This is a genomic window from Kitasatospora sp. NPDC088264, from assembly GCF_040685715.1.
Taxonomy (GTDB): Bacteria; Actinomycetota; Actinomycetes; order Streptomycetales; family Streptomycetaceae; genus Kitasatospora.
This window is the reverse complement of record NZ_JBFBIR010000004.1, coordinates 125,611-146,227: the sequence shown is the minus strand read 5'-3', so window position 1 is coordinate 146,227 and position 20,617 is coordinate 125,611. Positions and strand designations below refer to the sequence as shown.

General features: G+C 72.2%; 19 protein-coding genes. 5 read left to right on the top strand and 14 right to left on the bottom strand.

Annotated features, from left to right (window positions below):
* Window positions 1-74: 74 nt before the first annotated feature.
* Complete coding sequence (locus AB0O82_RS05590) at window positions 75-1,730, top strand: helix-turn-helix domain-containing protein (RefSeq protein WP_363580475.1); 1,656 nt, start codon at window positions 75-77, stop codon at window positions 1,728-1,730.
* Window positions 1,731-1,757: 27 nt separating this feature from the next.
* Here the strand turns inward: AB0O82_RS05590 and AB0O82_RS05585 are convergent, their stop codons facing one another.
* Both AB0O82_RS05585 and AB0O82_RS05580 read right to left on the bottom strand, forming a co-directional pair.
* Complete coding sequence (locus AB0O82_RS05585; protein WP_363580473.1) at window positions 1,758-3,248, bottom strand: alkaline phosphatase PhoX; 1,491 nt, start codon at window positions 3,246-3,248, stop codon at window positions 1,758-1,760.
* Window positions 3,249-3,451: 203 nt separating this feature from the next.
* Window positions 3,452-4,540 (bottom strand): hypothetical protein, encoded by a 1,089-nt coding sequence (locus tag AB0O82_RS05580; protein WP_363580471.1) that lies wholly within the window; start codon window positions 4,538-4,540, stop codon window positions 3,452-3,454.
* A 285-nt stretch (window positions 4,541-4,825) separates the two neighbouring features.
* On the opposite strand from AB0O82_RS05580, the gene AB0O82_RS05575 reads away from it, so the two are divergent.
* On the top strand, window positions 4,826-5,269 hold the full coding sequence (locus AB0O82_RS05575) for a VOC family protein (RefSeq protein WP_363580469.1): 444 nt from the start codon (window positions 4,826-4,828) through the stop codon (window positions 5,267-5,269).
* 43 nt (window positions 5,270-5,312) lie between these two features.
* On the opposite strand, the gene AB0O82_RS05570 is transcribed toward AB0O82_RS05575, so the two are convergent.
* Window positions 5,313-6,962, bottom strand: coding sequence for a hypothetical protein (locus AB0O82_RS05570; RefSeq protein ID WP_363580467.1), 1,650 nt, complete (start codon window positions 6,960-6,962; stop codon window positions 5,313-5,315).
* Window positions 6,963-7,307: 345 nt separating this feature from the next.
* Here AB0O82_RS05570 and AB0O82_RS05565 point away from each other — a divergent pair, with 345 nt between their 5' ends.
* Window positions 7,308-8,639, top strand: a complete 1,332-nt coding sequence (locus AB0O82_RS05565) for an MFS transporter (protein ID WP_363580465.1) — start codon at window positions 7,308-7,310, stop codon at window positions 8,637-8,639.
* A gap of 61 nt (window positions 8,640-8,700) precedes the next feature.
* On the opposite strand, the gene AB0O82_RS05560 is transcribed toward AB0O82_RS05565, so the two are convergent.
* The 9 genes from AB0O82_RS05560 to AB0O82_RS05520 all read right to left on the bottom strand — a co-directional run bounded on the left by AB0O82_RS05560 (window position 8,701) and on the right by AB0O82_RS05520 (window position 16,270).
* On the bottom strand, window positions 8,701-9,360 hold the full coding sequence (locus AB0O82_RS05560; protein WP_363580463.1) for a Uma2 family endonuclease: 660 nt from the start codon (window positions 9,358-9,360) through the stop codon (window positions 8,701-8,703).
* A 125-nt stretch (window positions 9,361-9,485) separates the two neighbouring features.
* A complete protein-coding gene (locus AB0O82_RS05555; RefSeq protein WP_350880450.1) occupies window positions 9,486-9,866 on the bottom strand; it encodes a metal-sulfur cluster assembly factor in 381 nt (126 codons plus the stop codon).
* A 20-nt stretch (window positions 9,867-9,886) separates the two neighbouring features.
* Window positions 9,887-10,339, bottom strand: coding sequence for a Fe-S cluster assembly sulfur transfer protein SufU (sufU, locus tag AB0O82_RS05550; RefSeq protein ID WP_063349529.1), 453 nt, complete (start codon window positions 10,337-10,339; stop codon window positions 9,887-9,889).
* Between the two features lie 16 nt (window positions 10,340-10,355).
* A complete protein-coding gene (locus AB0O82_RS05545; protein ID WP_350880453.1) occupies window positions 10,356-11,615 on the bottom strand; it encodes a cysteine desulfurase in 1,260 nt (419 codons plus the stop codon).
* Window positions 11,612-12,376 carry a Fe-S cluster assembly ATPase SufC gene (gene sufC / locus AB0O82_RS05540; RefSeq protein ID WP_030290237.1) on the bottom strand — a complete coding sequence of 255 codons (765 nt, stop codon included), beginning with the start codon at window positions 12,374-12,376 and terminating at the stop codon, window positions 11,612-11,614. Before sufC ends, AB0O82_RS05545 begins: the two co-directional genes overlap by 4 nt.
* Before the next feature lie 6 nt (window positions 12,377-12,382).
* Window positions 12,383-12,700, bottom strand: a complete 318-nt coding sequence (locus tag AB0O82_RS05535; protein ID WP_063349526.1) for a bifunctional 3-phenylpropionate/cinnamic acid dioxygenase ferredoxin subunit — start codon at window positions 12,698-12,700, stop codon at window positions 12,383-12,385.
* A gap of 5 nt (window positions 12,701-12,705) precedes the next feature.
* The gene (gene sufD / locus AB0O82_RS05530; protein ID WP_363580460.1) at window positions 12,706-13,938 is read right to left on the bottom strand and encodes a Fe-S cluster assembly protein SufD; all 1,233 of its coding nucleotides are present in this window, start codon (window positions 13,936-13,938) and stop codon (window positions 12,706-12,708) included.
* Window positions 13,939-14,002: 64 nt separating this feature from the next.
* Window positions 14,003-15,418, bottom strand: coding sequence for a Fe-S cluster assembly protein SufB (gene sufB / locus AB0O82_RS05525; RefSeq protein ID WP_063349524.1), 1,416 nt, complete (start codon window positions 15,416-15,418; stop codon window positions 14,003-14,005).
* 9 nt (window positions 15,419-15,427) lie between these two features.
* Window positions 15,428-16,270 carry a helix-turn-helix domain-containing protein gene (locus AB0O82_RS05520; protein WP_350880459.1) on the bottom strand — a complete coding sequence of 281 codons (843 nt, stop codon included), beginning with the start codon at window positions 16,268-16,270 and terminating at the stop codon, window positions 15,428-15,430.
* A 164-nt stretch (window positions 16,271-16,434) separates the two neighbouring features.
* Between AB0O82_RS05520 and AB0O82_RS05515 the strand changes: the two genes are divergently transcribed.
* Together AB0O82_RS05515 and AB0O82_RS05510 are read left to right on the top strand one after the other, a co-directional pair.
* On the top strand, window positions 16,435-17,361 hold the full coding sequence (locus AB0O82_RS05515) for an ABC transporter ATP-binding protein (protein ID WP_363580457.1): 927 nt from the start codon (window positions 16,435-16,437) through the stop codon (window positions 17,359-17,361).
* Between the two features lie 50 nt (window positions 17,362-17,411).
* The gene (locus tag AB0O82_RS05510; protein WP_363580676.1) at window positions 17,412-18,131 is read left to right on the top strand and encodes an ABC transporter permease; all 720 of its coding nucleotides are present in this window, start codon (window positions 17,412-17,414) and stop codon (window positions 18,129-18,131) included.
* 122 nt (window positions 18,132-18,253) lie between these two features.
* Here the strand turns inward: AB0O82_RS05510 and AB0O82_RS05505 are convergent, their stop codons facing one another.
* Entirely contained in the window at window positions 18,254-18,958 is a 705-nt protein-coding gene (locus AB0O82_RS05505; RefSeq protein WP_363580455.1) for an LAETG motif-containing sortase-dependent surface protein, read from the bottom strand.
* 301 nt (window positions 18,959-19,259) lie between these two features.
* The gene (locus AB0O82_RS05500) at window positions 19,260-20,612 is read right to left on the bottom strand and encodes a choice-of-anchor A family protein (RefSeq protein ID WP_363580453.1); all 1,353 of its coding nucleotides are present in this window, start codon (window positions 20,610-20,612) and stop codon (window positions 19,260-19,262) included.
* Window positions 20,613-20,617 lie beyond the last annotated feature (5 nt).

The window sequence follows — 20,617 nt, the reverse complement described above, 5'->3', positions numbered from 1 at the left end:
AAGCCGGGCCACGACTCTGTCCGCCCGGCTAAAATCAACCACACGGCATTGTCCGAGCGGATGAAGGAGGCCCGATGACGACCCCCGGCCTCCCCGCCACCCCCGGACTCCCGCCCGTCCCCGGCCTCCCGCCCACCTCCGGCCTCCCGCTCCGCCGGCTGCTGATGTCCCTCGGCGAACCCCTGGTCGAACTCCAGGCCGCCCCGCAGGGCCTGGACGTCCCGGTCCGCGACGTCGCGATCCTCGACCCGGAGGACCCGCCGACCGCCGCCCCCGGCGAACTCGTCCTCGCGATCGGCGCCCGCGGCCGCGCCGCCCTCCCCGCCCTGCGTGCCGCCGGACGGGCCGGCGCCGCGGCGGTCGCGGTCAAACTGGACGGCCCCGGCCAGGCGGACGCACTGCGCGAGGCCGCTACCGAGGCGGGCGTCGCCCTGCTCTCGGTCCGCCGCGAGACCCGCTGGGAGCACCTCGACTCGCTGGCCCGCGCGATCATCGCCGGCCCGGACGCCCCGGACACCCCCGGCGCCCCCGAACCCAACGCGGGCGACCTCTTCTCCCTCGCGCAGACCGTCGCCGTGCTCACCAACGGCATCGTCTCGATCGAGGACACCTCCAGCCGGGTGCTGGCGTACTCCCGCTCCTCCGACTCGGACGAGGTCGACGACCTGCGCCGGCTCTCCATCCTCGGCTGGCAGGGCCCCGAGCCGTACCTGTCCAAGCTCCGCGAGTGGGGCATCTTCCAGCACCTGCGCACCTCGGACGCCCCGATCGCGGTCGAACCGCACCCCGAACTCGGCCTGCGCCGCCGCCTGGCGATCGGCATCCGGGCCGGGGCGCAGCCGCTCGGCACCATCTGGGTGCAGGAGGGGGCGCAGCCGCTGGCGCCGCTCGCCGATCAGGCCCTGGTCGGCGCCGCCCGGGTGGCCGCCGCCCAACTGGTGCGCCGCCGACGCGAGTTGTCCGCCGACACGCGACTCACCCGGACGCTGCTCACCGGCCTGCTGGAGGGCTCCACCGGCCCGCAGTCGCTCGCCACCCACCTGGGGCTGGACCTGCGGCGCCCGGCCACCGTGCTCGCCTACAGCGCGCACACCACCGAGGCGCTGCACCGCTCCGACGTCACCGGCCTGATCTCGGTGCACGCCGCCGCCCGACACCGCACCGCACTGCTCGCCCCGATCGAGTCCCGGGTGTACGTGCTGCTGCCCGAACTCCCGCCCGGCCTGCCGATGGCCACCGTGCGCGGCTGGGCGGACGAGGTGGTGGCGGCCGCCCGGGAGCACCTCGGCGTCCCGCTGCGCGCCGCGATCGGCTCGACCGTGGACGGCCTGGCCCAGGTGCCGGACTCCCGCGCGCAGGCGGACCGCATCCTGGACGCGATGGGCCGCGGCGGGGTGGACCTCGACGTGGCGGCGCTGATCGACGTCCAGGCCGAGGTGCTGGTCAGTGAGATGCTCGCGCTGCTCCAGGAGCGCTCCGGCCTGCGCGACCCCCGGCTCACCGCGCTCGCCGCGTACGACCGCCGGCACGGCACCCGGCTCGCCGAGTCGGTGCTGGCCTGGCTGGACGCGCTCGGCGAGGTCCGGGTCGCCGCGGACGCCCTGCACATCCACCCCAACACCCTGCGCTACCGGGTGCGCCGCGCCGAGCAGTTGACCGGCATCGACCTCGCCCAGCCGCAGCAGCGCCTGCTGGCGATGCTGCAACTGAGGCTGCCCGCGGACGAATGACCGCGGGCAGCCTCGACTCTCAGTGGCTCACTCGCCGTAGCCCTGGCCGCGCTTGTGCTCGTTCAGCCGGTGCCACGGGCCGGTGATGGCCAGCTGGATGCCCGGGGTCTGGATGTTGGCGAAGAGGGTCTTGCCGTCGTCCGAGAAGGTCACCCCGGTGAACTCGCTGAACTCCGGCTTCTCGGCGGTGCCGATGTTCAGCTCGTTGCGGGCGACGGAGTAGGTCAGCCCGTCCTCGGTGGCGCCGAACAGGTGCGACACGCCCTCGCCGTCCTCGGCGATCACGATGCCGCCGTACGGCGAGACGGTGATGTTGTCCGGGCCGTCGAAGTTGTCGTGGTCGCCCCAGACGTCGGTGTTGACGCCGAGCAGCACCTTCAGGGTGATGGTGCGGCGGGTCGGGTTGTAGAACCAGACCTGGCCGTCGTGCTGCACCGGGCTCTCCGAGCGGGCGAAGCTGGAGACGAAGTAGAAGCCGCCGTCACCCCACCACATGCCCTCCAGCTTGCGGGCACGGGTGACCTCGCCGTCCTTGAACTGCTTGCGGACCGAGACGGTCCTGGCGTCGCGGTCCTGAACCTTGACCCAGTCCGCGCCGTAGGTGGTGCCGACCTTGGTGGCGCGGGAGAGGTCGTCGACGAACTTGCCCTGGGAGTCGAAGACCTTGAAGGCCTCCAGCACGCCCGCGTCGGCGGCCAGCTTGCGCAGCTGGTAGCGGCCGTGCTTGAAGCCGGCCGGCGGGGTCCAGCGGAACAGCAGGCCGTTGGGGTTCGAGGCGTCCTCGGTCAGGTAGACGTGGCCGCGCTTCGGGTCCACCACGACGGCCTCGTGCGCGTACCGGCCGAAGGCCTTCACCGGCTGCGGGTCGCGGTTGTAGTCGTCGTCGAACGGGTCGACCTCGAAGATGTACCCGTGGTCCTTGGTGAAGCCGTTCTTGCCGGCCTTGTCCTCGGTCTCCTCGCCGGACAGCCAGGTGCCCCACGGGGTCACGCCGCCCGCGCAGTTGGTGGAGGTGCCGGCGATGCCGACCCACTGCTCGACCGAGCCGTTCCGCTTGGCGTGCACGATGGTGCAGCCGCCGGCCGCGCCCGGGTCGTAGACGTGGCCCTCGGTCAGCGGCACCGGGTACGGCCAGTTGGCGCGGGCACCGGACAGCTCGTGGTTGACGACCAGCAGGTTGCCGCCGCGCTCGTCCTCGAAGGCGGAGGTGCCGTCGTGGTTGCTCGGGGTGAACTCGCCGGTGCGCAGCCGGGTGACGCCGGCGCGGTTGACGACCTTGTACGCGAAGCCCTTGGGCAGCGACAGCAGCCCGGCCGGGTCCTGCACCAGCGGGCCGTAGCCGACGGCGGCGCGCGCGGCACCGGTGTCACCCGTCGCGGACGCGGCCGGCAGCTCGCCGCCGGCCGGGGCGGCGATCGCGCCCGGAGCGCTGGCCAGCGCCTCCGCGCTGCCGGCGATCAGCACGCCGGCCCCGACGAGGGTGGAACGGTTGACGAAGTCCCGGCGGGACAGCGGCATGGCAGCAACTCCTGAGGAATCGGCCGCCGGACCGGGGGCGGGCCCGGTGGCCGGCGGGCGGGGCGTCGAGACGGGGCGTCGACGACCAGCAGACTCCGCCGCGGGGATGAACCCGGCATGAAGCCCACCTCACGCCCAGGCGGCCATTTGCCGACCGATGACCGACACATGACCTCCGCTTTGCCTACGGCACCTGCCGAGGGTCACCCCGACCGCGTCGTCCGCCACTGCTCCCAGGCCGACAACCACAGCTGCTCGGCGAGCCGGTGCTCCTCCCAGACCTCCGGCCCGCCGCCCCGCCGCTCCCGCCAGAGCTGCTCCCAGGCCCGCTGCGCCGGCAGGCTCGCCACCTCGCTGGCGAACACCGTGTACCGGACGACCTCCTCGACGGCCGCCCCGCCCTCCGGCGTGCCGATCAGCCAATGCGTGTGCCGGGCAAGCCGGTTGAGGTGGTTGACCATCGCGGTCAGCGCCGTCACCGCCTCCTCCCGGGTCTCGGTGGCGAGCCGCATCTGCTGGCGCACCGCCACCTCCCAGCGCACCTCGTAGGCGTCCCCGCGCGGGCGCCGCGGCGTCCGCCCGGCCCGGACCTGCGCCTCGACGGCGGCGGACTCGGCGACGCTCTGCGCGATCAGCTCCCGGTGCGCCTCCAGCCCGACGGCGGGCGGCAGTTCGCGCTCCTCCACCGGGACCTGCCGGGCCCGCCGGGCGGCCAGCTCGCCCAGCAGCTCGGCCCGGCCGCGCAGGTACGGCTCGAAGTCCGCGATCCCGCCGAGCTCCACGCCGCCGGGCGGCACCCCGCGCCCGCACACCGTCACGGTCAGGCCGCCGATCCGCAGCCGCCCGGCCCAGACCGGTGCTGCCCCGTCGGCGGCCGACGCGCCCGGCCAGAGCACCGGCCGGTCCTCGTGCACCTCCACCGGGTACGGCTCGCCGTCCACCGTGATCCACTCGCGCAGCGCCCGCACCCGGCCCGGCCCGTCGCCCTCGTCGACCCCGAGGTGGTCGTAGACCCGGTCCCGTTCGTCCTCGACCACGTCCTCCAGCTCGGGCAGGTCCTCGCCGTGCTCCGCGCCCGGCCGGTAGGTGCGCACGCTGACGTACGGGCCGGCCACCGAGCTCCAGTCGCCGGACTGCACCTCGACCCAGGCGAGTTCGCCGCCGGAGGTCTCGAAGGCGGCCAGCGCCTCGCCCCAGCCGCCCGTCGCGCCGCCCCCGCGCGACAGCCCCGCGACGACGCCGTACACCGGGAAGTCGGCCGCGGCCACCGTCCGGCGGGAGAAGTCATCCACCGCGGCGAGACGCTCCTCCCTGCTCCTCGGGTCCGGGACGCGCGCAGGGTCCGTCCGCCCGACGTTCCACTCCGGGGGCCTGCCGCCACTCTCCCGCATCATCCTGTGCCGCACCCCCGAGTCCTCGCGCCCGCACCGCCGACGCCACCTTAGTGCCCGGGACCTGCCGGGTCATCAGCTCGGGTGCCGGGCACCGGCGCAGGCCGCGTCGGGACGCCCGGTCGCCAACGGGCACGGGCCGTGTCAGGAGGCGCGGTTGTCAGCCGCCCTCCCTACCCTGGCGGCATGACAGCAGACAGCAGCTTCCCGGCCCGGATCAGCATCGTCACCCTCGGGGTCGCCGACCTCGACCGCAGCGCCCGCTTCTACGAAGGCCTGGGCTGGCGGCGGTCCTCCGCCTCCAGCCCGGAGATCGTCTGGTTCCGCACCGCCGACTCGGCGCTCGGCCTCTTCCCCACCGAGGAGCTGGCCGCCGACGCGGGCGTGCCCGCCACCGGCGAGCCCGCCTTCCGCGGCGTCACCCTCGCGGTGAACCTGGAGTCCCCCGCGCTGGTGGACGCCGCGTTGAAGACGGCGGTCGAGGCCGGCGCCGTGGTGGTCAAGCCGCCGGTCCCGACCAGCTGGGGCGGCTACTCCGGCTACTTCGAGGACCCGGACGGCCACCTCTGGGAGCTGGCCCACAACCCGTTCTTCCCCTTCGCCGAGGACGGCTCCCTGGATCTCCCCTGACCCGCCCGCCCATCAGCCCGTCGAAGCCCCCCCCGTCGGCCCGTCAGCCCTTGGACCGCGCCTTGAAGGCCGCCTTGCGCGCCTCCTTGGCCACCGCCCGGTCCAGGTGCAGCTCCCCGACGGCCTCCAGGACGTCCGCCGTGTACGGGTGGTCGACCCGCCAGAGCTCGCCGAAGTAGGACGCCGGGTTGCCGGTCACCGGCAGGTCCGCGATCAGCTCGCGCAGCAGCTCGGCGTCGCCGCCGCTGTCCAGCAGCTGGGCGGCGAAGGTGTCGACCACCGTCCACAGCGCCATCGTCCGCTCCGGCACCGGCACGTCCGTCGCTCCCTTCGAGGTCAGCCAGGCCCGGGCGGCGCCGCCCAGCTCGGGGTCGTCCAGTACGTCGCGCACGGCCGGCTCGGCGGCCGTGCCCAGCATGTTCAGCGCCGAGACGCCGAGCATCCGCCGCATCGGGGCGTACGCGTCGTCGCCGCGCGCCGCCGCCAGCAGCTCGCGCGCCGCCGCCACCGGCTCCCGGCCGGTGATCCAGACCCGCAGCTCCTCGTCCGGCAGCACGTTGGCGGCCTCGCACACCGCGCGCAGCAGCTCGGCCGCGTCGCCCTGGGCCAGCTCGCCGACCAGCGGCGCGTCGTAGCCGTCCTCCAGCAGCCACTGCCGGATGCCGTACTGGCCGAGCGGGGTGAGCCGGACGAGCCCGAAGCGCGCCGACTCCTCCTCGTCCAGCGGCGCCTCGCCGACGAGGGCGGGCTCCTCGCCCTCCGGGCCCTCCTCCTCGTCGAACAGCTCCGGGTCGATCGGCCGGTACTCCAGCAGGCCCAGCTCGGCCAGGTCACCCAGCATCGGGTCCAGTGCGACCATCACATCGGTGATGTCGCCCAGCAGCTCCTCGCTCGGCTCCTCGCCCTCCGGCACCACCAGCAGCGCGGCCAGCACGCCCAGCGGCACGGTCTCGTTGCCCGGATCGGCGAAGGCGGTGGTCTCGTACAGCACCTGCAACGCCTCGTCCAGCAGCTCGGCGGCGGCGTCCCGGGCCTCCTCGACCTCGCTCAGGGCGTCCTCGTCCTCCTCCCCGGCTTCCCCGGCCTCTCCGGCCTCCCCGCCCTCGGCGGCCCGCGCGGCCTCCTCCTCCGGCAGCGAGTCGGCCTCCACAGCCAGCTCCCGGACGATCCCGGCGGCGGTCAGCCACAGCTCCAGGACGGTCTCCGGGTCACCCTCCTCGGCGGGCTCCAGATCCGGGCCCGGCACGGCGACGTGCTCACCGGCCGCCGTCGTCCCGATCTCCACCAGGTCCAGGTCGCAGGCCAGCGACCAGGCCCGCATCGCCTCGACCTCCGCCTCCTCCGGCACCTCCCCCTCGGCGGGGGCCAGGCCCAGCAGCTGCGCCGCGGGAGCCCGGTCCTCCTCCACCAGGTCGCCGAACTCGTCCACCACCCGGTGCGGGGCCGCCCAGCGGGCCAGCGCCAGCGCGTACCCGAACATCGGCACGGCCTTCGCCAGGGCGGCCAGCTCCTCCTCGGCGGGCAGCTTCACCGGCGGTACCAGGACCGCCGCGTCGTCCAGGTCCTCGTCGTCCAGCCCGTGCGCGGCGAACGCCCCGTAGAGGTCCTGGAGCTCCAGGTCGGCGGGCAGAACCGGCTCGGCCGCACTCTCCCCCGGCGAAGCCCCGGCGTTCTTCCGACGTCGTCCGGCCATCGTTGTGCGTTCTCCCTCAGCCAGCGGTCCGCCTATCAGCTCAGCGTCCCGATCCACCACCTCAGCGTATAGGCCGGGCACCCCCGATGCCCGGCCTCAAGGGGCGCGCGCCGCAACCGTGCGCCCACCCTTTATCCTTCGCATTGGCACCGTGCACACCCCGCGCGGGCCACCGGGCAATGAAGCCCTTCGCCCTCCCCGCCCGACACCGGGCAGGAGGGGCCCACTCAGCTCACCCGCTCCACCAGGGAGCCCCGCACCGCGGCCACCACCACAGCGCCTCAGGACGGGCGCGCCGGCACACCCCGCCGACCCGGTGGTGCCCTGCCACAGGAGATCCCTTACATGGCGGACCTCTCCCCCGCCGGCTCCGGCCTGCGCACCGCGCAGCTCGACGGACGCCGACTCTCGGAGGCCCTGCTTCCCCTGGAGCTCGCGCCCCGCGCCCAGCTCCAGCTCGCCGCGGTCAGCCGCTGGAACGCGTTGCGCGGTGTCCGCGTCGGCCTCGTCGCCGCCGCCCTGCTGCTGATGCTGATCGGTGCCAACCTGGCGACGCCGATCTACCCGCTCCTCCAGCAGCGCCTCGGCCTCGGCCCGCTCGACACCACGATCCTCTTCACGATCTACGTGTTCGCGCTGGTCCCCGTGCTCGCCGTGGTCGGCCACTGGTCCGACCACCTCGGCCGCCGCGCCCTGATCCTGCCCGCCGTCGCCCTGGCCGCCGCCGGCGACGTCGTGTTCGCCACCTCGGGCAGCTTCTGGCAGCTCGCCGCCGGCCGGGCCGTCCAGGGCATCGCCGTCGGCCTCTCCACCGGCGCCGCCGGGGCCGCCCTCGGCGACCTGCTGCCCGACCACCCGACGCTCGCCGCCAAGCTCACCCTGGCCTGTTCCGCCGGCGGCGTCGCGCTCGGCCCGGTGGTCGGCGCCCTGCTCGCCAACGGCGCGGACCCGCTGCTGACGCCCTTCCTGCTGCACGCCATCGCCCTGCTGGCACTCTGCGTGCCGCTGGCCCTCGTCCACCCGCGGATGCCCGGCCGCAACCGCCCGCCGACCACCCCGCCCCGCATCACCACCCCGGCCCACCTGCGCCCGCGCCGGCTCGCCCTGCCGGTCGCCGGCCGCCGCGAGTTCCTGCTCGCCGCCTCGGCCGGCTTCATCTCGTACGCGGTGTTCGGCGTCTACCTGGCGCTCGCCCCGGCCTTCTCCGCCAAGCTGCTGCACACCTCCTCGCACCTGACCGGCGCGATCGTGGCCGCCCTGCTGCTCGGCTCCTCCGCGCTGGCCCAGTTGGTCGTCCCGCCGACCTCCGACCGTCTGGTGATCGCCCTCGGCATGACCGGCCTGGCCGCCGGCCTGGCCCTGGTCGTCGCCGCCCAGTACACCGGCACGCCCGCCCTGCTCTTCATCGGCAGCATCCTCGGCGGCGCCTGCCAGGGCATCGCCTTCCGCTCCCTGTTCACCAGCGCGGCCGCCGCGATGGACCCGGAGCGCCGCGGTTCCGAGCTCTCCGCCCTCTGGGTCATCGTCTACCTCGGCAGTTCCCTCCCCATCGTGATCGTCGGCGCCCTGGTCCAGCACTACGGCCTCCTCCCCGCCGTCAGCGGCTTCGCCGCCGTCGCCGCCCTCCTCTGCGCGACCCTGGCCCTCGCCGTGGCCCGCAAACCCAGGCAGTCCTGACCTACCGCAGCCAAAAACGCCGCCGCCCGGGACCGAAGTCCCGGGCGGCGTTCGTACAGGGCTACTCAGCCCAAGGGGCCCAGTCACCGGTGTTGATCTCAAGATCAAAGGGCTTGGGCAACCGAACTGGCTCGCCGAACTTCCACTGACCCAGCACCTGGTAGGTCCCCTCGCCGCGGTCCGGCTCGCCGAACAAGGTGACGCCGGGCTGCCGCGGGTCACGGTCGACCAACAGGTAGTACGGGATCCCGGTGCGTGCGTAACCACTCCATTTGGTGGGCTTCACCTGTCGACCGAACATGGGGCGCCGGTCATGGCGCGCGTTGGACGCGGAGGTCACCTCCACCACCAGCTCAAGATCGACCGGGCGGACGTACAACACATCCTTGGCCCGCTTCTCTGCATCGACGTCCCTGCTCACGATCACCATGTCCGGGATGTAACCGCCCTCGATCTCGACCAGGTCCAGGTTGACCGTCCGGACGGCGCGCCATTGGAACTTCGCGTCAGCGATTTTGCCTGCCAGCACCGACTCCTGAATGTCCGTGAGGATCCCCTCATGGAGGTACACCGGGGCTGGTGACACAACGATCTCCCCTCCGATCACCTCAACCCGTGTGCCGTCATCCGGGAGCCGGAGATACTCGCCGAGTTCTCCCCGGACCCACATGGCGTACGGCGAGTCAGGCAGAAGCAACTGCGCGAACGCAACTACCGACATGACTTCGCTCCCTCCGAGGTCGCGGCTCCAGCCTGGCCGCCCGCTGGCAGATATACCACTGCCGCACAAACCTTTCCCCCGAAGGAGAGGTCTGCGCGGCAGCGGGTTGACGGAAAAGCCGTCCGTCAGACGTTGAAGCCGAGGGCGCGGAGCTGGTCGCGGCCGTCGTCGGTGATCTTGTCGGGGCCCCACGGCGGCATCCAGACCCAGTTGATGCGCAGGTCCTGGACCAGGCCATCGGTGGCGGTCTTGGCCTGGTCCTCGATGACGTCGGTCAGCGGGCAGGCCGCCGAGGTGAGCGTCATGTCGATGGTGGCCACGTCGGACTCGTCGATGTGGATGCCGTAGATCAGGCCCAGGTTGACGACGTCGATGCCCAGTTCGGGGTCGACGACGTCCATCAGGGCCTCGGTCAGGTCCTCCACGGACACGGTGCCGGCGGTGGTGCCGACGATGACGACGCCGTTCGGCTGGTCCTCCGCAGCGGAGGGGGTTTCGTCACTCATGGTCTGTCCTCCTCTGCGGGTCAGTCGTTCACGGCGGGGTGCTGGGCGAGCGCCTGGGCGGTGGCGTCCTTCCAGGCCATCCAGCTGAGCAGGGCGCACTTGACCCGGGCGGGGTACTTGGAGACGCCGGCGAACGCGACCGCGTCCTCCAGCACCTCCTCGTCGCCCTCGCCCTGGCCCTTGCTCTGCATCAGCTCCAGGAAGGCCTCCTGGACGGTCTGCGCCTCGCCGACGGTCTTGCCCACGACCAGGTCGTTCAGCACCGAGGCGCTGGCCTGGCTGATCGAGCAGCCCTGGGACTCGTACGAGACGTCGGCGACCGTCGAGCCGTCGAGCCGCACCCGCAGGGTGATCTCGTCACCGCAGGTCGGGTTGACGTGGTGCACCTCGGCGTCGCCGTCCCGCAGCCCCTTGCCGTGGGGGTTGCGGTAGTGGTCCAGGATGATGTCCTGGTACATCGAGTCGAGCTTCATGTCCTGCCCTGTCCCGTCAGCCGAAGAAGTTCCGGACGTGGTGCAGGCCGTCGATCAGTGCGTCGACCTCGCCCGGCGTCGAGTACAGGTAGAACGACGCCCGCGTGGTCGCCGGAATTCCGTACCGCAGGCAGACCGGCCGCGCGCAGTGGTGGCCGACGCGCACGGCGATGCCCTGCTCGTCCAGCACCTGGCCCACGTCGTGCGGGTGGATGTCGCCGAGGGTGAAGGAGATCGCGGCGCCGCGGTCGACGGCCGTGCGCGGGCCGATGATCCGCAGGTCCGGGACCTCCAGCAGGCGCTCGACCGCGTACGCGGTGATCGCGTGCTCGTGCGCGGCGATCTTCTCCATGCCGATGTCCGACAGGTAGTCGATGGCCGCGCCGAGCCCGACCGCCTGGGCGATCGGCGGGGTGCCGGCCTCGAACTTGTGCGGCGCCGGGGCGTAGGTGGACGAGCCCATGGTGACGGTCTCGATCATCTCGCCGCCGCCGAGGAACGGCGGGAGGTCCTCCAGCAGCTCCTGGCGGCCCCAGAGCACGCCGATGCCGGTCGGGGCGAGCATCTTGTGACCGGTGAAGGCGACGAAGTCGGCTTCCAGCGCCTGGACGTCCAGCACCATGTGCGGGGCGGCCTGCGAGGCGTCGATGACGACCAGCGCGCCGACCGACTGGGCCTTGCGGACGATCGTCTCGACCGGGTTGACGGTGCCGAGCAGGTTGGAGACCAGGGTGAAGGAGACCACCTTGGTCTTCTCGGTGATCAGCTCGTCGATGTCGGACAGGTCGAGCCGGCCCTCGTCGGTGAGCCCGAACCACTTCAGCTTCGCGCCGGTGCGCTGCGACAGCAGCTGCCACGGAACGATGTTGGAGTGGTGCTCCATCTCCGTGATGACGATCTCGGAGTCGGCGTCCACCCGGTACGGCTCGTCGGCCCAACCGAGCATGTTGGCAACGAGGTTGAGCGACTCGGAGGCGTTCTTGGTGAAGATCACCTCGTTGCGGCTGGGCGCGTTGACGAAGGCCGCGACCTTGTCCCGCGCGCCCTCGTAGAGCGCCGTGGCCTCTTCGGCGAGCACGTGCACGCCGCGGTGGACGTTGGCGTTGTGCCGCTCGTAGTAGGCGGTCAGGGCTTCCAGCACCTGGCGCGGCTTCTGCGAGGTGGCCGCGTTGTCCAGGTAGACGAGCGGCTTCTCCTCGTGCAGCACACGCTGCAGGATCGGAAAGTCCTTGCGGATCGCGTCGGTGTCGAGCAGACCCGTGAACGGATGCGTCACTCGGACGCGCCCCCCTTCACATACGCCTCGTAGCCCTCGTTCTCCAGCTTGTCGGCCAGCTCGGCACCGCCGGACTCGACGATGCGGCCGCCCGCGAAGACGTGGACGTAGTCGGGCTTGATGTACCGCAGGATGCGGGTGTAGTGGGTCACCAGCAGGGTGCCGACCTCGCCGGTCGAGCGGACCCGGTTGATGCCCTCGGAGACGATCCGCAGCGCGTCGACGTCCAGGCCGGAGTCGGTCTCGTCGAGGATCGCGATCTTCGGCTTGAGGAGCTCCAGCTGGAGGATCTCGTGGCGCTTCTTCTCGCCGCCGGAGAAGCCCTCGTTGACGTTGCGCTCGGCGAAGGCCGGGTCCATCTGGAGGGCGGCCATCGCCTCCTTGACCTCCTTCACCCACAGACGCAGCTTGGGGGCCTCGCCGCGGACGGCGGTGGCGGCGGTGCGCAGGAAGTTGCTCACCGAGACGCCCGGGACCTCGACCGGGTACTGCATGGCCAGGAAGACGCCGGCCTTGGCGCGCTCGTCGACGGACATCTCCAGGACGTCCTCGCCGTCCAGCAGCACCGAGCCGCCGGTGACGGTGTACTTGGGGTGGCCGGCGAGCGAGTAGGCCAGGGTGGACTTGCCGGAGCCGTTCGGACCCATGATCGCGTGGGTCTCGCCCTGCTTCACGGTCAGGTCGACGCCCTTGAGGATCTCGCGCGGGCCGTTCTCGGCCTCGACGGAGACGTGCAGGTCGCGGATTTCAAGCGTTGCCATGGGTACTCAGGACTCCTGGTTGACGGAGACGAGCACATCGTCCCCTTCGATCTTTACGGGGTAGACAGCGACCGGCTTGGTGGCGGGCAGGCCGGAGGGCTTGCCGGTGCGCAGGTCGAAGCTGGAGCCGTGCAGCCAGCACTCGATCATGCAGTCCTCGACCTCGCCCTCGGAGAGCGAGACGTTCGCGTGCGAGCAGGTGTCGTTGATCGCGAACACCCCCTCGTCGGTGCGGACGACGGAGACCGGCACGCCGTTGAGGTCCACGCGCTTGGGCACGTCCTCCTGGAGGTCGCTCAGCGCGCAGGCACGGAGGAAGGTCATCTGGATCAGACCGCCGCTTCCAGCTCGGCCTCGATCTTCTCCATCAGCTGGTCCTGGATCTCGGCGACGCCGATCTGCTGGACGAGTTCGGCGAAGAAGCCGCGGACCACCAGGCGGCGGGCCTCGTCGGCCGGGATGCCGCGGGACCGCAGGTAGAACAGCTGCTCGTCGTCGAAGCGGCCGGTCGCGGAGGCGTGGCCGGCGCCGACGATCTCGCCGGTCTCGATCTCCAGGTTGGGGATCGAGTCGACCCGGGCGCCGTCGGTGAGCACCAGGTTGCGGTTGAGCTCGTAGGTGTCGGTGCCCTCGGCGGCGGCGCGGATCAGCACGTCGCCGACCCAGACGACGTGGGCGTCCTGGCCCTGCAGCGCGCCCTTGTAGACCACGTTGGAGCGGCAGTGCGGGGTGTCGTGGTCGATGACCAGACGGTGCTCCAGGTGCTGGCCGGCGTCGGCGAAGTAGAGGCCGAACAGCTCGGCCTCGCCGCCGGGCGCGGCGTAGTTGACCCGCGGGTGGATCCGGACGACGTCGCCGCCGAAGGTGACGACCACGGACTTCAGCGAGGCGTCCCGGCCGACCAGCGCGGTCTGCTGGGCGACGTGGACGGCGCTGCGGTCCCAGTCCTGGACGGAGACGAAGGTGAGCTTGGCACCGTCGCCGACGAGCAGCTCGACGTTGGCGGCCCGGGTGCCGGTACCGGTGTGGTTGATCACCACGACGGCCTCGGCGAACGGCTTGACGTCGACCACCACGTGGGCGAAGCGGGTGCCGCCCTCGCCGTGCACGTCGATCTTGACCGGCCCGGTGAGCACCGCGTCCTGGGGGACGGTGACCACGAGCGCCTGCTCGAAGGCGCTGAACGCCTGCGCGGCGACCCGGTCGACGGGCTTGCCGGCCTTGCCCAGACGGGCGTCGTCGCGGCCGACGGTCTCGGCGGTGACGCCGTCCGGCAGGCTCAGCTCGACCTTGTCCTCGCCCTTGGCCGCCTCGGCGGCGGTGCCGTCGTGCAGGCCGCCCAGGCGGTGCATCGGGGTGAACCGCCAGTCCTCCTCGCGGCCGGTGGGCACCGGGAAGTCGCCGACCTCGAACGAGGGCTTGACGGCGACCCGGGCGTCGATCGGCTGCTGGACGGTGGCGCGGCCGGTGCCGGGGCCGGCGAGCTGGGCGCCGGCGCCGGCGGTGCCGACCTCGATCGACCCGGCGGTGGTGGAGCCGGTGGTGGTGTTGACGTCAGCCATGGCTGTCGTAGTGCTCTCTTCCTCGAAAAGCTCGAAAAGTCGGTGGGCGGTCAGCGGCTGGACGTCAGCCGACCGCACCCTCCATCTGCAGCTCGATCAGCCGGTTGAGCTCCAGCGCGTACTCCATCGGCAGCTCGCGCGCGATCGGCTCGACGAAGCCGCGGACGATCATCGCCATCGCCTCGAACTCGGTCATGCCCCGGCTCATCAGGTAGAACAGCTGGTCCTCGCTGACCTTGGAGACCGTCGCCTCGTGGCCCATGGACACGTCGTCCTCGCGGACGTCCACGTACGGGTAGGTGTCCGAGCGGGAGATGGTGTCCACCAGCAGCGCGTCGCACAGCACGTTGGACTTGGCGCCCTTGGAGCCCTCGCCGATCTCGATCAGACCGCGGTAGGAGGTCCGGCCGCCGCCGCGCGCCACCGACTTCGAGACGATGTTGGAGGAGGTGTTCGGCGCCATGTGCACCATCTTGGCGCCGGCGTCCTGGTGCTGGCCCTCGCCCGCGAAGGCGATCGACAGGGTCTCGCCCTTGGCGTGCTCACCCATCAGGTAGACGGCCGGGTACTTCATGGTGACCTTGGAGCCGATGTTGCCGTCGACCCACTCCATGGTCGCGCCCTCGTACGCCACGGCGCGCTTGGTGACCAGGTTGTAGACGTTGTTCGACCAGTTCTGGATGGTCGTGTAGCGGCAGCGGCCGCCCTTCTTGACGATGATCTCCACGACCGCGGAGTGCAGCGAGTCGGAGGAGTAGATCGGCGCGGTGCAGCCCTCGACGTAGTGGACGTACGCGTCCTCGTCGACGATGATCAGCGTCCGCTCGAACTGGCCCATGTTCTCGGTGTTGATCCGGAAGTAGGCCTGGAGCGGGATGTCGACGTGGACGCCCTTGGGCACGTAGATGAACGAGCCGCCGGACCACACCGCCGTGTTCAGCGCGGCGAACTTGTTGTCGCCGGCCGGGATGACGGTGCCGAAGTACTCCTTGAAGATCTCCGGGTGCTCGCGCAGCGCGGTGTCGGTGTCCAGGAAGAGGACGCCCTGCTCCTCCAGGTCCTCGCGGATCTGGTGGTAGACGACCTCGGACTCGTACTGGGCGGCGACACCGGCGACCAGGCGCTGCTTCTCGGCCTCCGGGATGCCCAGCCTGTCGTAGGTGGCCTTGATGTCCGCGGGCAGGTCCTCCCAGGACTCGGCCTGCTTCTCGGTGGAGCGGACGAAGTACTTGATGTTGTCGAAGTCGATGCCGGAGAGGTCGGAGCCCCAGGTCGGCATGGGCTTCTTGCCGAACAGCTTCAGGCCCTTGAGACGCAGGTTCAGCATCCACTCGGACTCGTTCTTCTTCGCGGAGATGTCGCGGACGACCTCCTCGCTGAGCCCGCGCTTGGCCGCGGCACCGGCGGTGTCCGGGTCGGCCCAGCCGTACTCGTAGGTGCCCAGGCCCTCGAGCTCGGGGTGCGAAACGGTGTCAGTCATGCGAGCTTCCTAACGCGCGGACGCTGAATCTTCGGTGGACGTACCGGCAGTCGGCACTGCATCGGAGCCGCGGCCCGCGGAACGCCGGGCAGGCGACGATGCGGCACCGGGTGCCGGCACATAGGTGGTGCAGACCCCGTCGCCGTGGGCGATGGTGGCCAGCCGTTGCACATGGGTGCCCAGCAGCTGGGAGAAGACCTCGGTCTCCGCCTCGCAGAGCTGCGGGAACTGCTCGGCGATGTGCGCGACCGGGCAGTGGTGCTGGCAGAGCTGGGCGCCTGCCGGGGCCTTCGCCACGGCCGGCGGGACCCGCCGCACCGTGGCAGCGTACCCGTCCGCGCTCAGCGCCTGGGCGAGCGCCTCGGTGCGCTCCCCCGCCTCGGCCAGCCGCAGGAGCTCCAGGTACCTCTCGCCCTGCTTGCCGAACCGGGCCCGGGCGAAGGCGGCGACCGCCTCCTCGCCCGCCTTGCCGCCGCCGACCGAGTCGGAGATCCAGCGCAGCGCGTCGGCGGCGAGCTGGTCGTACGCCTGGTAGAAGGCGTCCCGGCCGCCGTCGGTGAGGGCGAAGACCTTGGCCGGGCGGCCCCGGCCACGGCTGCCGTAGACCCGCTGCTCGCGGGACTCGACCAGGCCGGCGGCGGCTAGTCCGTCCAGGTGGCGGCGGACGGCGGCGGCGGTGAGGCCGAGCCGGGTCGCCAGGTCGGCGGCGGAGGAGGGGCCGTGGTCGAGGATCGACCGGGCGACCCGGTCCCGGGTGGCCCGGTGGCCCTCCAGCAGCACCTCGGCCGCCGTCACGGGCACGTCGCACCCGGGGGCCGACTCGGCCTCCTGGGGCGTGGCGTGCTCGCGCATGTTTTTCACAACACCAGTGTTGCGTAATTACTTCCGACAGGACAAGCCGTGATGCAGGCCTCACTCGTGTCATCTGTCACGCAGGTAAGCCTTACCTGACCTGCAAAAACGATCATCGAGGGCGCCGTCCGGGCCCGGCGTCGGGGCCTCTTACACTCGCCGGTATGCACTCCGAACCCGCGGTGAAGATCGCCGGGCTGGTCAAGCACTACGGCGACAAGCCCGCGGTGGACGGCCTCGACCTCACCATCGCACGCGGCGCGATCACCGCCGTCCTCGGCCCCAACGGCGCCGGCAAGACCACCACCATCGAGACCTGCGAGGGCTACCGCCGCCCCGACGCCGGCACCGTCCGCGTCCTCGGCCTCGACCCGGTCGCCCAGAACGCCGCGCTGCGCCCCCGGATCGGCGTCATGCTGCAGTCGGGCGGCGTGTACGCGGGCGCGCGCGCCGTCGAGATGCTGCGTCACACCGCCGCACTGCACGCCCACCCGCTGGACGTCGACGCGCTGGTCGAACGGCTCGGCCTCGGCTCCTGCGGCCGCACCGCCTACCGGCGCCTGTCCGGCGGCCAGCAGCAGCGGCTCGCCCTGGCCATGGCCGTCGTCGGCCGCCCCGAGCTGGTCTTCCTGGACGAGCCCACCGCCGGACTCGACCCGCAGGCCCGGCGCGCCACCTGGGAACTGGTCCGCGACCTGCGCCGGGACGGCGTCACCGTGGTCGTCACCACCCACCACATGGACGAGGCCGAACAGCTCGCCGACCAGGTCGCCGTCATCGACCGCGGCCGGGTGATCGCCACCGGAAGCCCCGAGGAGCTGTGCCGCGGCGGCGCCGAGAACGCCCTGCGCTTCGACGGCCCGCCCGGGCTCGACCTCGGCCCGCTGCTCAAGGAACTGCCCGAGGGCGCCACCGCCACCGAGACCACCCCCGGCGGCTACCGCGTCGAGGCGCCCGTCGACCCGCAGCTGGTGGCCACCGTCACCGGCTGGTGCGCGGCCTCCGGCGTCCTGCCCGAACGGCTGTCCGTCCAGCGCCGCAGCCTCGAAGACGTCTTCCTCGACCTGACCGGACGGGACCTGCGCTCGTGAGTACGACCACCGACTACTCCCCCAAGCCCGGCGCGGCCCCGGTCGGCCGGATGCTGCTCGCCCAGACCGCCTTCGAGACCAGGATGCTGCTGCGCAACGGCGAACAGCTGCTGCTCACCGTGGTCATCCCGACCGTGCTGCTGGTGCTGTTCTCGGCCGTGGACATCGTCGCGGTGGACGGGCCCGGCAAGCGGGTCGACTTCCTGGCCCCCGGCCTGCTCGCGCTGGCCGTGATGTCCACCGCCTTCACCGGGCAGGCCATCGCCACCGGCTTCGAGCGCCGCTACGGCGTGCTGAAGCGGCTCGGCGCCAGCCCGCTCCCGCGCTGGGCACTGCTGACCGCCAAGACCGGCTGCGTCCTGGTCACCGAGGCGCTGCAGGTCGCGCTGCTGTCGGCGATCGCGCTGGCGCTCGGCTGGTCCCCGCACGGCAACCCCCTGTCGGTCGTCGCGCTGCTGGTGCTCGGCACCGCGGCCTTCTCCGGCCTGGGCCTGCTGATGGCCGGCACGCTCAAGGCGGAGGCCACGCTGGCCGCCGCCAACCTGGTGTTCATCCTGCTGCTGCTGGCCGGCGGGGTGATCGTGCCGCTGAGCAGGTTCCCCTCGGCCGTGCAGTCGGTGCTGGAGCTGCTGCCGATCTCCGCGCTCTCGGACGGCCTGCGGTCGGTCCTCCAGCACGGCGCCGGGGTGCCCTGGTCCGACCTCGGCATCCTGGCCGGCTGGGCCGTCCTCGGCCTGGCCGCCGCGGCCCGCTTCTTCCGCTGGGAGTAGCCCCCGGCCCCGCACGTGAACCGCTACGTACACGAGGCCGCACCGCACGTGAGGCCGCACCGCACGGGAACCGCCCCCCGGCCGCTTCGGCCGGGGGGCGGTCTCACGTCACCGACGGAACGTCAGCTCTGGCTGCCGCGACGCTTGCGGGCCAGCAGGACGAGCGCGCCACCGACCAGCAGCACGCCGCCGCCGGCCGCCGCGATCATCGGGGTGGCGTCGTTGCTACCGGTCTGGGCGAGCGCCGGGCCACTGGTGGTGGGCGTCGGGACCGGGGTCGGGGTCGGCGTCGCGGTCGCGGTCTTGCTCGCGGTGGGCGAGGCCGACGGGGTCGGGGTCTTGGTGGGCGTGGGAGTCGGCGTCGGAGTCGTGGTCTGCGACGGGGTCGGGGTGGGAGTCGGGGTCGAGGTCTTGGTGGGCGTGGGGGTGGGAGTCGGCGTCGGAGTCGGCGTGTGGCACGGCTCGATCGTCTTGGTCTCGTTGATGTTCCAGCCCTTTTCGTTGGGCGTCTCCGTCGTGTTCACCACGAGGTTCGCCTTGACGGGGGCCGTGTGGTCCTTCACCGGGAAGGTGCCGTGGAACTCCGCGGGGAAGGCCTTGGCGTCCAGGACCTTCTCGCCGTCGATGGTGAGGCTGACGGTGTTCTTCACGTCGGGCTTCGGGCTGTAGTTGATCAGATCGATCACGATCTTGTCGCAGGTCACCGACCAACTCGGCACGTGCGCCGAGGCGTTGGTTGCCAGCGCCAGAGGCAGGAGAATTCCGGCCGCCGCCGTCCCGGCGAGTGCCGCCGCGCCGATCCGCATGTGCCGCTGCTGTCGCGCCATTTACGCTGTTCCCCTCAGAACGGTCTTGCGCAGCAGGCGTGTTGAAGGTTTCGCGGTGGCCCGCTACGACTGTCCGGGGGACTCTACCGGCACTCCCGCACCTCTCCACACCCCGCCGTACGACCGAATTTCGTCTGTTGGTCCGTCGTCTGATGTGTATGACCAGCCCATCACAGCTGCCACCTCGCGGAACGCGGATTCGGCAAACTTGAATGAACTTCGTCACCTGACTGAAATACGTGCGCCCTCGGTGATCAGGTTCAATCACCAAGGGCGCAACACCGGTCGACCGGCGAAATGATCAGGCCTTCTTCGCCGCCCGACGCCGGGTGACGACCACGATCGCGCCACCGGCCGCGAGCACCACCGCGCCGCCGATCGCCAGCGGCACGACGGGCCCGGAGCCGGTGTGCGCGAGGTTGCCGCCCGCGTTCGCCTGGGCGGACGGGCTCGCCGAGGCCGAGGCCGAGGCGGCCGGCACACCCGCCGAGGCGGTGGCCGACGGGCTGGCCGAGGCACCCGCGCTCGGCTTGCCGCTCACCGGGGCGGAGGGCGTGTCCGAGGGGCTCGCCGAGGTCCCGGGCGTGGCCGAGGTGCCGGGAGTCCCGGGCGTCCCGGGCGTGGTGGAGGCCGACGGCGTCCCGCTCGGCACCACCGGCGGCACGGTGGGCGTGGTGGACGGCGTCGGGACGACGACGCCGGGCAGGCAGCCGGCGAACGGGTAGTGGTGCGTCTCCGCCCCGCCCTTGCCGGTCAGCGAGGCCGCGATGACCGAACCGTTGACCGGGCCGCCGCTGCCGAGGTCGAAGGCGGCGTTCGGCGCCAGCACGGTGCCGGCCCAGGCGGCCTTGCTGCTCTTGACCACCTTGGTCGCGGTGGGGAAGTTCCACAGCAGCTTGGCGCGGATCGCCCCGCCGGCCGCGCTCTGCAGCTTGTCGTCCAGGACGAAGGACGCCTTGGCCTCGTCCCACAGGTGGAAGCCCGTGGTCCCGGCGGCCGCCATGTCGTACGAGCCGCCGGTCACGGTGACCACGGTGACGGACCCGGCCGGCACCTTGAGGAAGACGTCCTTGGCGCCCTGGAGCTTCGCGGCGTCGACGGTGAAGCTGTTGTACTTCGCGTCGCCGCCGGTGAACGTGAGCTTGGCGCCGTCGGCCTGGACGGTGGCGCCGGCGGTCTGCGGCGCGGCGGCCAGCGCGGTGGAGGCGGCGCGCAGCTTGGCGAACTCGGCCTTGAAGTCGATCGGGGAGGCGCCCTGGGCGATGGCGCCCTGGTGGGCCTGGACGACGGCGCCGTCGGCCTTGGAGCCGTAGACGCCGCTGCCCTTCATCACCTGGGTGTTGTGGCCGGTGATGCGGCCGGCGACCACCAGCGCGTTCTTGCCGGGCAGGGCGTCGACCTCGGCGGGGGTCAGCTCCTGGCCGACCGAGAAGCCGCCGGTGAAGTCGGCGTTGCCGCCCACCGCGACGGCGCCCTCGGCGTCGGGGGTGTGGGTGTCGTCGCCCTCGATGAACTCGCCGTAGAGGTTGGCGACCCCGAGGCTGCGGCACTCCTGGCCGGGGTCGGCGGCGTGGGCGGCGGCGGGGGCGATCAGGCCGGCCAGTGCGAGCGAGCCGCCGACTGCGAGCGCGGCGGCGGACGTGGGTATGCGCATGTGCA

What these genes read in the sequence shown, in the direction of transcription:
- AB0O82_RS05575 (WP_363580469.1), top strand. Translation starts at nt 4,826, where the DNA reads ATGACAGCAGACAGCAGCTTCCCGGCCCGGATCAGCATCGTCACCCTC.
- AB0O82_RS05565 (WP_363580465.1), top strand. Translation starts at nt 7,308, where the DNA reads ATGGCGGACCTCTCCCCCGCCGGCTCCGGCCTGCGCACCGCGCAGCTC.
- AB0O82_RS05515 (WP_363580457.1), top strand. Translation starts at nt 16,435, where the DNA reads ATGCACTCCGAACCCGCGGTGAAGATCGCCGGGCTGGTCAAGCACTAC.
- AB0O82_RS05520 (WP_350880459.1), bottom strand. Translation starts at nt 16,270, where the DNA reads ATGCGCGAGCACGCCACGCCCCAGGAGGCCGAGTCGGCCCCCGGGTGC.
- sufB (WP_063349524.1), bottom strand. Translation starts at nt 15,418, where the DNA reads ATGACTGACACCGTTTCGCACCCCGAGCTCGAGGGCCTGGGCACCTAC.
- AB0O82_RS05500 (WP_363580453.1), bottom strand. Translation starts at nt 20,612, where the DNA reads ATGCGCATACCCACGTCCGCCGCCGCGCTCGCAGTCGGCGGCTCGCTC.
- AB0O82_RS05570 (WP_363580467.1), bottom strand. Translation starts at nt 6,962, where the DNA reads ATGGCCGGACGACGTCGGAAGAACGCCGGGGCTTCGCCGGGGGAGAGT.
- sufU (WP_063349529.1), bottom strand. Translation starts at nt 10,339, where the DNA reads ATGAAGCTCGACTCGATGTACCAGGACATCATCCTGGACCACTACCGC.
- AB0O82_RS05555 (WP_350880450.1), bottom strand. Translation starts at nt 9,866, where the DNA reads ATGAGTGACGAAACCCCCTCCGCTGCGGAGGACCAGCCGAACGGCGTC.
- sufC (WP_030290237.1), bottom strand. Translation starts at nt 12,376, where the DNA reads ATGGCAACGCTTGAAATCCGCGACCTGCACGTCTCCGTCGAGGCCGAG.
- AB0O82_RS05560 (WP_363580463.1), bottom strand. Translation starts at nt 9,360, where the DNA reads ATGTCGGTAGTTGCGTTCGCGCAGTTGCTTCTGCCTGACTCGCCGTAC.
- AB0O82_RS05535 (WP_063349526.1), bottom strand. Translation starts at nt 12,700, where the DNA reads ATGACCTTCCTCCGTGCCTGCGCGCTGAGCGACCTCCAGGAGGACGTG.
- AB0O82_RS05590 (WP_363580475.1), top strand. Translation starts at nt 75, where the DNA reads ATGACGACCCCCGGCCTCCCCGCCACCCCCGGACTCCCGCCCGTCCCC.
- AB0O82_RS05505 (WP_363580455.1), bottom strand. Translation starts at nt 18,958, where the DNA reads ATGGCGCGACAGCAGCGGCACATGCGGATCGGCGCGGCGGCACTCGCC.
- AB0O82_RS05585 (WP_363580473.1), bottom strand. Translation starts at nt 3,248, where the DNA reads ATGCCGCTGTCCCGCCGGGACTTCGTCAACCGTTCCACCCTCGTCGGG.
- AB0O82_RS05510 (WP_363580676.1), top strand. Translation starts at nt 17,412, where the DNA reads ATGCTGCTCGCCCAGACCGCCTTCGAGACCAGGATGCTGCTGCGCAAC.
- sufD (WP_363580460.1), bottom strand. Translation starts at nt 13,938, where the DNA reads ATGGCTGACGTCAACACCACCACCGGCTCCACCACCGCCGGGTCGATC.